The organism is Vibrio sp. 99-70-13A1 (assembly GCF_013114625.1).
Lineage (GTDB): Bacteria > Pseudomonadota > Gammaproteobacteria > Enterobacterales > Vibrionaceae > Vibrio.
The window spans coordinates 21,521-30,161 of sequence record NZ_VTXD01000048.1 but is presented as its reverse complement, the minus strand read 5'-3'; the positions used below and the strand labels follow the sequence as shown (position 1 = coordinate 30,161).

General features: G+C 42.2%; 7 protein-coding genes. 4 read left to right on the top strand and 3 right to left on the bottom strand.

What is annotated here, in order from left to right:
- Nucleotides 1–1,182: 1,182 nt before the first annotated feature.
- Nucleotides 1,183–2,247, bottom strand: a complete 1,065-nt coding sequence (gene wecA / locus F0226_RS20670) for a UDP-N-acetylglucosamine--undecaprenyl-phosphate N-acetylglucosaminephosphotransferase (protein WP_171737396.1) — start codon at nucleotides 2,245–2,247, stop codon at nucleotides 1,183–1,185.
- Between the two features lie 322 nt (nucleotides 2,248–2,569).
- Between wecA and galE the strand changes: the two genes are divergently transcribed.
- The 3 genes from galE to gpmM all read left to right on the top strand — a co-directional run bounded on the left by galE (nucleotide 2,570) and on the right by gpmM (nucleotide 6,074).
- A complete protein-coding gene (galE, locus tag F0226_RS20665) occupies nucleotides 2,570–3,580 on the top strand; it encodes a UDP-glucose 4-epimerase GalE (RefSeq protein WP_171737395.1) in 1,011 nt (336 codons plus the stop codon).
- A 299-nt stretch (nucleotides 3,581–3,879) separates the two neighbouring features.
- Entirely contained in the window at nucleotides 3,880–4,299 is a 420-nt protein-coding gene (locus tag F0226_RS20660; protein WP_253820879.1) for a hypothetical protein, read from the top strand.
- A 242-nt stretch (nucleotides 4,300–4,541) separates the two neighbouring features.
- On the top strand, nucleotides 4,542–6,074 hold the full coding sequence (gene gpmM / locus F0226_RS20655; protein WP_171737394.1) for a 2,3-bisphosphoglycerate-independent phosphoglycerate mutase: 1,533 nt from the start codon (nucleotides 4,542–4,544) through the stop codon (nucleotides 6,072–6,074).
- 80 nt (nucleotides 6,075–6,154) lie between these two features.
- Here gpmM and F0226_RS20650 read toward each other — a convergent pair whose 3' ends face one another.
- Together F0226_RS20650 and F0226_RS20645 are read right to left on the bottom strand one after the other, a co-directional pair.
- The gene (locus F0226_RS20650; RefSeq protein ID WP_171737393.1) at nucleotides 6,155–6,631 is read right to left on the bottom strand and encodes a methylated-DNA--[protein]-cysteine S-methyltransferase; all 477 of its coding nucleotides are present in this window, start codon (nucleotides 6,629–6,631) and stop codon (nucleotides 6,155–6,157) included.
- Nucleotides 6,632–6,712: 81 nt separating this feature from the next.
- Nucleotides 6,713–8,050: an MATE family efflux transporter gene (locus F0226_RS20645; protein WP_171737392.1), complete on the bottom strand. Its 1,338-nt coding sequence runs from the start codon at nucleotides 8,048–8,050 to the stop codon at nucleotides 6,713–6,715.
- A 254-nt stretch (nucleotides 8,051–8,304) separates the two neighbouring features.
- On the opposite strand from F0226_RS20645, the gene F0226_RS20640 reads away from it, so the two are divergent.
- Nucleotides 8,305–8,595, top strand: coding sequence for a co-chaperone GroES (locus F0226_RS20640; protein WP_137374062.1), 291 nt, complete (start codon nucleotides 8,305–8,307; stop codon nucleotides 8,593–8,595).
- The last annotated feature ends 46 nt before the right edge of the window (nucleotides 8,596–8,641 follow it).

Genomic DNA, 8,641 nt, shown 5'->3' with positions numbered 1-8,641 from the left:
TTCTTTGGCTTATCTTAGACAGCAGTAGTACATTATCTAGAAGAGTTTCATGTCTTGTTAATATCCATATTTTCCAATCCTTTGGGAAGATGTCTTATTCATTCTATTTGATTCATATGCCTGTAATATATTTGTCTATGTATGGGATTAACTTGTATTTTACAAATTTATCTCAAATGGATTACTTGTTGTGCTTATTGTTTTCATCATTTTCGATAACATTGTTAATATCTTATTTTTTATATGAATATGTCGAAAAATCGTTTATTAAAATAGGAAAAAAAATCAAACTTAACCGAGGTTCAATTTGATTTTTATTTGACAGTGGCTGTTTTTTAGCAAAGCATATTATGCAATCTAATAAGTAACAGCCTCTACATGGAAGACAAAACACTTAAACAGGCACGTTATCCAAGTTATGGTTGTCTAGCGTGTGACTGCTTTGTCTTTTTAAGATCCTAAGTGACATGATGATTTCTCAAGATCGGCTTATGATATTTGCTTACTCGGATACGGTACAAAGAGTAATGGGTTAACTACATGAAATGTATGCTGGATAGCAATGTATTATGAAAGAGTACGTAATCAACTTGAAAGCGTCTGTTCGAAGGATACTCCGTTTTCTTGAGATACTTATAACGTAAGTAAATCTAAGCCTGAGGGTGTTTTGAAGCTGATAGAGCTTTGTTCATATACTCAGATAAAGATTTGAAGAAACGTGAATGTAAACCTATAAAAGCGGTGGTAATTCTAAAGAATACTAGGTACTAGTGCTGGCTGTAAGAGGCTGTAAGAGGCTGGAGGGATATATTTTTGAATCGCTATTATCTGATGTGATAGAGGGGGCGTAAAGGTAAGCTTGAAAAATATAATGCTCTCTGTATCGATGGTCATACACCTTAAATCAGCTAGTGTTTAAATAACTCAATATATCTCCTGGTATTAACGTTATTGACCAAGGGGGTTCATGTTTAGAACGTGAACCCCTACTACTGCTGAAACAAGAAATGGATTTAGCGATTCCATAGCTCGTAACAAAATATCTTGATTGGAATTTGTATATGAGCGTTACGGATAGCTTAACGAAAATTAAGTCTTCAATAACAGTGAAAGGAAAAATCGCCAATAAATAATTTATTGCCTACGGACTCTCGGATTCTAGTATATTTCTCTAATTAGTACTTAATATGCTTTATTAGGTGATTTTTTATAACGTTTAACCCATCCCGTAATACGCCATACATAGCTCATTGCAATTGCATACCCTAAAAAGCAAATGATGAATAAGGTGAACATAGTTCTTTCTGAAATACCATGTATTTCTCCGTAAATACCAAACCCAGCAAAAACACCAGCGATAAGGCATATGATAGCTAGTGTTTGCCTAGGGGTGCAGCCTAGGCGCTGGAAAATGTGGTGCAAATGTTCCCTGTCTGGTTTAAACGGTGAGTCACCACGACGTACGCGCCTAAACATAATGGCTGCCATATCCATTAGTGGGATGGCGATTAACCAAAGTGCAGTGATCGGTCTCATCAGTATCTCTGAGGATTCTTGGCTAGCGCCAAGCAGTAGCCAAATAACGGTGAATCCAATCATCATGCTCCCTGCATCGCCCATAAAGACTTTACGCTCCCGCCCCAAGATGCCTAAATTCATCAGGATGTAAGGGATAATAGCGACAATAAATACAACACATAAATAAGCTAACCCGTGCTGGCTGTCGACCTTTAGTAAAACCGCAATTGCAGCAAAAGTCACAATCGCAAGACCACCTAAGAGTCCATCAATACCATCTACCATATTGAAAGCATTAATAGCTCCAATAACAGCAAGAATGGTAATAATAGGGCTCAATAAGCCTAAATGAATGTCTCCAAAACCAAAGATATTACCAATGTTTTCCAGTTGGATATCCGCAAAACATATCATTGCAATGGAAAGAACTGCTTGGACTGCCAGCCTGATTTTAAAGCTGATATCGAATTTGTCATCCAGTGCGCCAACTATAATTAAAGCTGCGATACATGAAAGAAATAAGTAACTATGTGGGATGATATCGGGGTTAGAAGCAATGTACTGTCCTATTGAGAGGCAAATTGAAATCCCTCCGACAAGTGGTACTGCTCCTGTGTGCAGTTTCCGTGCGTTAGGCTTATCCACAAGACCTATAGACTTCGCTACTTTACGCATAAGAAATAATGATGTAAAAGAAAAGAAGCCAACAAAAGAAAGTTCTAAAAGCATGTTTAACTCTAGCCAATGATTATTAGTATTTTAAATGTAATAATCATACGTGAAAAACGTTGCGATGTACATTGAGTTGATTATGATTTGGTCATTTCATAATTGACTTTATATATCCTAGACCTATATTGATTATTGTAATTATATTGTGATACTCACTATTAACAGACCGTTATAATATAAGTTATGTCTGAAAATACAGATTTTAAATCGGAGAAGAATTGTCTGTATTTTGAACTATTCTCCTGATTAGTATGTGGATAAACAGGCAGGAAACTGGTCTTGCACATAGTCTTTATTGAGGGGGGGGGCGGGGCAATCAATGAAAATTTTAGTAACCGGTGGTACTGGTTATATTGGCAGCCATACTTGCATTCAAATGATTGAAGCGGGTATCACGCCCATTATTTTAGATAATCTCTACAACAGTAAGTTAATGGTGTTAGAGCGCGTGAACCAAGTGGCTGGCATTACCCCTGTTTTTTACCAAGGTGACATTCGAGATCCTGCGATTTTACAAACCATTTTTTCTGAGCATGACATTGATGGAGTCATCCACTTTGCGGGTCTCAAAGCCGTGGGTGAATCGGTTGAAAAGCCATTGATGTATTACGATAACAACGTGTCGGGTACGTTAAACCTTGTCAGTGAGATGGATAAAGCGGGCGTAAAGAGCATCATCTTTAGTTCGTCAGCGACGGTTTATGGCGATCCGGCTTCTGTGCCTATTCGTGAAAACTTCCCAACATCAGCAACCAATCCATACGGCCGCAGTAAGCTGATGGTGGAAGAGTGTTTAACCGACTTCTATCAAGCGAACCCAGAGTGGAGCATTACGCTGCTTCGTTACTTTAACCCTGTGGGCGCGCATGAATCGGGCTTACTTGGTGAAGATCCGCAAGGTATTCCAAATAACCTTCTGCCGTTTGTGGCGCAGGTTGCGGTCGGTCGCCGTGAAAAGCTTGGTGTTTTCGGAGATGACTACCCAACGCCGGATGGTACGGGCGTGCGTGATTATATCCATGTGGTTGATTTGGCTGATGGCCATTTAGCGGCATTAAATAAAGTGGGCAGTCAGCAAGGTTTGCATATCTTTAACCTAGGCACCGGTCAGGGTAATAGCGTACTTGAAATGGTTGCTGCGTTTGAGCAAGCCTCAAATCGTGCTGTGCCTTATCAAGTGATGCCACGCCGCGCCGGCGATATAGCTGAATGCTGGGCAGACCCAAGCTACGCAGAAGAAGTACTGGGTTGGAAAGCAACGCGTTCATTGCAAACCATGGTGGAAGATACATGGCGCTGGCAATCGAACAACCCTGAAGGGTATAAGTAGTCGATTACTTATCGTATTGTTTGTTTAAAGGGCTAGGTAGTCATTACCTAGCCCTTTTGTTTTTCCGACTAGAAAACTAAAATTTAGCCATAGAAGGACGAGTGGTAATGAGCGTTGTAATATTCTGAATCAATTTTACGGTGTGATAAATCGAGGATTGGTGACTTTTCTATCATTCAAACCTTGTATAATCCCCCTGATTTTAGTTTGAAGCTTCTCTTTCTCTTTCACTATCCGCCGCGGGTTTAGGTAGATAAAATACGACCGAACCTCTCACCTTTTTTAAGTAATGACTCTTTATGCCAATTCATGATATTTCGATAGCGTCTGATAAAGGTTCTAGTAAGTTCGGGCTTTATCATCAACGCCTTTTCTCTATTGTTTGTCAGTTAGCGTTGCTGTGTGTACTTGCTGGTATTTTTTATTTATCTCTTACGCCTAATTATTCTGCAACAATCATGAGCTTTGATGGTGCGGATAAAATTAAACATGCCTTTGCGTATTTTGTTTTAGGGCTGACGGCTTTTGTGGCGCTTCCAAGGCGTTACTTTGTCATAACGTTAATGGGCTTTTGGGCAATGAGCGGTGGTATTGAGCTATTACAAGGGACTCAAGCCACACGCCATGCCTCTTTTTATGATTGGCTTGCGAACCTAACCGGTCTAACGATGGCGTATTTAGTCGCGTTTATGTATCAAAAGGGTCGATCTATTGTTTAAAAAACGCTTATATGGTTAGCTTTAATTGAATGGCTAATCATATAAAAAACGGCTAAGAATCGCCTTATCATGAAGGAATAAATAGCCTCTCGCTGTTCATCAAATGATGCTTTTTTTCATATCTTGTCATCCTACCTGCCACCTTTCTTGATCTTCCGCTACAGTTTTGACTGTAAACTGTAGTAAAATTACGCTAATTTGTTTTTATACCGATTTATTTTGAATTGAACGAGGTCAGTCCTATGTCAGCTAAGAAGCCAATGGCTCTAGTGATCCTTGACGGTTACGGTTACCGTGAAGACAACCAAGACAACGCAATTGCGAACGCAAATACGCCAGTTTTAGATGGTCTTATTGCAAGCCAACCAAACACTTTAATCTCAGCTTCTGGCTTAGATGTAGGTCTACCTGATGGTCAAATGGGTAACTCTGAAGTAGGTCACACTAACATCGGCGCTGGTCGTGTTGTGTATCAAGATCTTACTCGTATTACAAAGTCGATTGCTGACGGCGAATTCGCTCAAACCGAAGCGCTAGTTAATGCTGTCGATAAAGCGGTTAAAGCGGACAAAGCGGTTCACATCATGGGGCTTATGTCTCCAGGTGGCGTTCACTCTCATGAAGATCATATCTACGCTGCTGTTGAAATGGCTGCGGAACGTGGCGCTGAAAAAATCTACCTGCACGCTTTCCTAGATGGTCGTGATACACCGCCGCGCAGTGCTGAAAACACGCTAGCACGCTTCCAAGCGTTATTTGCAAAGCTTGGTAAAGGTCGTGTTGCTTCTCTAATTGGTCGTTACTACGCAATGGACCGCGATAACAACTGGGATCGCGTTCAAGAGTCTTACGACTTACTAGCTGAAGCAAAAGCAGAATTCACGTTTGACACTGCTGTGGCAGGCCTTGAAGCGGCTTACGCTCGTGACGAAAATGATGAATTCGTGAAAGCGACTGAAATCAAAGCAGAAGGCGAAGAGTCTGCCGCTATCGTTGATGGCGATGCGGTTATCTTCATGAACTACCGTGCTGACCGTGCTCGTGAAATTACTCGCGCATTCGTTCCTAACTTCGATGGTTTTGCCCGTAACGTATTCCCAGCGATCGATTTCGTGATGCTGACTCAATATGCAGCAGACATTCCACTTCTTTGTGCATTCCCACCGGCTTCTCTAGAGAACACGTACGGTGAATGGCTATCTAAAGAAGGTAAAACTCAGCTACGTATTTCAGAAACTGAAAAATACGCGCACGTTACTTTCTTCTTCAACGGTGGTAAAGAAGATGAGTTTGAAGGCGAAGAGCGCCAGCTTGTAGCTTCTCCAAAAGTAGCAACGTACGACCTGCAGCCAGAAATGAGCGCGCCAGAGCTAACTGAAAAGCTTGTTGCTGCAATCAAAGGTGGCAAATACGATGCTATCGTATGTAACTACCCGAACTGTGACATGGTTGGTCACACTGGTGTTTACGATGCTGCAGTTAAAGCAAGTGAAGCTCTAGATGAGTGCATTGGTAAAGTGGTTGCTGCGATTAAAGAAGTCGATGGTCAATTGCTTATCACTGCAGACCACGGTAACGCTGAAATGATGGTTAACCCAGAGACAGGTGGCATCCACACAGCTCACACTAACCTTCCAGTTCCGCTTATCTACGTAGGTAACAAAGACCTTGAGTTTAAAGAAGGCGGTAAGCTTTCTGATTTAGCACCAACTATGCTATCTCTATCTGGCATTGATATCCCAGCAGAAATGTCAGGTGATGTACTAGTAAAATAATGAACGCATAATCGTTCATTATGCTGTCGCTTTGATGGCTTAATATTATGTAAAGCCCTGCATTTTTATGCGGGGCTTTTTTATTTCTCTGAGTTTTTCTTCTCGAAGTCTAATAACCACTCTTTGCGACTCATGCCTCCGGTATAACCCGTTAAAGTGCCATTTGCACCAATCACACGATGGCATGGAATTACGATGCTAAAAGGATTCTTTCCATTTGCCCCGCCAACCGCTCTTACCGCTTTGGGGTTTTCCATGCGTTTTGCTTGCTCGCCATAACTAATGGTTTCTCCGTAAGGTATGGTTTGTAATGCAAGCCACGCCGCTTCTTGAAATGGCGTGCCTTTAGAAGAGAGAGGCAAATCAAAGGCTGTACGAGAGCCTGAGAAGTACTCATCAAGCTGCTTGGTGGCTTGCTCGCATAGTTTATCTGGGTTTTCAGTAATGGGTTCTTCATGGTTTATATGGTCAATTTCGATGATGGCATCGCCATTACTGATAATCACCATGGTGCCAATAGGTGCCTGATAAACGGCAGTAAAAGTATTCGTGTTCATTGGTTACCTTGGATATTTTAAATGTGAGAGTGGGCAGTGCTCTCGTTTCACTTTTTTGAATCGCGTATTTTCGCCGTAAGGTCACTCAGCTAAGGCTGTTTTTCGCTCTCTAACTGCAAATAAATAACCAGAAACCCCTCCGGTAATATTGCCTAACGCGATACCTATGAAGAGTCCTTCAATGCTGTATAGATAGCTGCCTAACCACGCAAAAGGTAGGGTGAAAATGAACAGCCGCATGAAACTCCACTGGAAAGCTTTTAAAGGTTGATGCATGGCGTTCAGCCCACTGACTAACATCATCACAATGCCTTGGAACCCATAACTAAAAGGTACAACCAACAGATAATGCCACAATAGATCTCGAACGGTTTCTTCTTGAGAGAATAGGGCAGCAAGTGGAATGCTCAGTGGCACCATCATCAAAAAGATCAATGCTTGGAAAAGTAGTGAAAACCGCATACTGATGAACAAGCCTTGAAAGCTACGTTTAGGGTTATTCGCTCCAAAGTTTTGCGCCATAAAAGGCGTGAGCACAGAGGTTAAAGACATCAGAACCAAAATTAGAATGGACTCAATACGCTGCGCAGCACCATAAGCGGCGACCGCTTCTGTACCGTGTTTGGCGAGCATCATCATAATTATCGCGCCAGCTAATGGGTTCATCGCATTAGATAATGCTGCAGGTGTGCCTATTTTTAAGATAGTTCGCCAGTCGTTGATAATTTCATCAAAGCGTGGCAAAGCCAGTAATTTTTCACGCTTGATAAGTACATACAAAGATCCACAAAGTGCCCCGAACCAACTGAACCCACTGGCAATGGCGGCACCTTGAATGCCCAGTTCGGGAAACGGACCGTAACCAAAGATAAGTAATGGATCGAGAATGCCATTAATGAACCCTGCCAACATCATGATCTTAGCGGGTGTTTTCGTATCCCCTGTAGCTCGGATTGCACTGTTTCCTGCCATTGGGATCACCAATAATGGAATAGTGATATACCACACTTGCATGTATTGCTTAATGAGTGGAATAAGACCGGGCTCGGCGCCTAGTAACGAGAACAGCGACTCAATACTATAAAACCCAAGTGTCGATGCGAGAATGACCAAGGTGACGGCCAATAACAAACCATGAGTGGTAAAGCGAGCAGCATTTGCGGAATTGCCTTGCCCCAAAAGGCGCCCGATACAGGCAGAGATGCCGACGCCAATGCCCATCGTAATGCAGTTCACCGCGAAGGTGACGGGGAAGGTAAAGCTGATCGCCGCCAGGGCTTGTGTGCCGAGTAGCGAAATAAAGAAAGTATCGACAAGATTAAACATCAAGATGGCAATCATGCCGAATACCATCGGAACGGTCATCGTTCTTAATGTTTCAGGTATGGGAGCGGTGAGTAAGCCATGCTTATCTTGCATACTGGTGACCTAACGGCATACTTTGTGAACCCAACATATCGAAACCATCTAGAACAAAAACGTAGGATACAGGAAGCACTCTTCAGCTCCTAGAAGCAGAGTGTGAGAGTGAACACGCCTTTTCGTTAAATTAATCACACTTTTTCCGTTGCTCCCCCTTGGGATCTAGCGGTTTCTCCCCAACATACTTTACTAATCACATGCCAATATCGGCACTTATCAAATTAAATGGAAATTATCAGGAGAGACGACCAATGAATATCCGTCCATTACACGACCGAGTTATCGTTGAACGCCAAGAAGTTGAATCTAAATCTGCTGGTGGCATTGTCCTAACTGGCTCTGCTGCTGAGAAGTCGACACGTGGTACGATCCTAGCGGTAGGTAAAGGTCGTATTCTTGAAAACGGTAGCGTACAAGCGCTAGATGTTAAGGTTGGCGATACTGTTATTTTTGCAGAAGGCTACGGCACTAAAACTGAAAAAATCGACGGTAAAGAAGTTCTTATCATGTCTGAAAACGACATCATGGCGATCGTAGAGTAATCCGCGCCACATACATTGAACTGACTGAATAAAGAATTTTAAAGGA